Origin of the sequence: Citrobacter sp. CK198 (genome assembly GCF_030333295.1) — a bacterium.
Lineage (GTDB): Bacteria > Pseudomonadota > Gammaproteobacteria > Enterobacterales > Enterobacteriaceae > Citrobacter_B > Citrobacter_B koseri.
This window is the reverse complement of sequence record NZ_JAOWGE010000019.1, coordinates 1-205: the sequence shown is the minus strand read 5'-3', so window position 1 is coordinate 205 and position 205 is coordinate 1. Positions and strand designations below refer to the sequence as shown.

Here is a 205-nt window from a genome sequence, read left to right as displayed (position 1 = left end):
ATGGTGCATCCGGGAGGATTCGAACCTCCGACCGCTCGGTTCGTAGCCGAGTACTCTATCCAGCTGAGCTACGGATGCATTGGGAAACTTATTTACTGCCGATATTGATACCGCTACAAAAGCCATATCAAGTAAGAGATGGTGCATCCGGGAGGATTACTCGGCTGCGCCTCTCCCTACGGGCCGTTGCTGAAGCAACGTTATC

Annotated in this window: 1 tRNA gene and 1 other RNA gene; both read right to left on the bottom strand. The window is 52.7% G+C overall.

The features are described 5' to 3' along the window. Nucleotide 1 precedes the first annotated feature (1 nt). Nucleotides 2–78: transfer RNA gene (locus OGY62_RS02040), tRNA-Arg, on the bottom strand. A gap of 61 nt (nucleotides 79–139) precedes the next feature. Next, nucleotides 140–205, bottom strand: a non-coding RNA gene (locus OGY62_RS02035) — RtT sRNA; the annotation flags it as partial.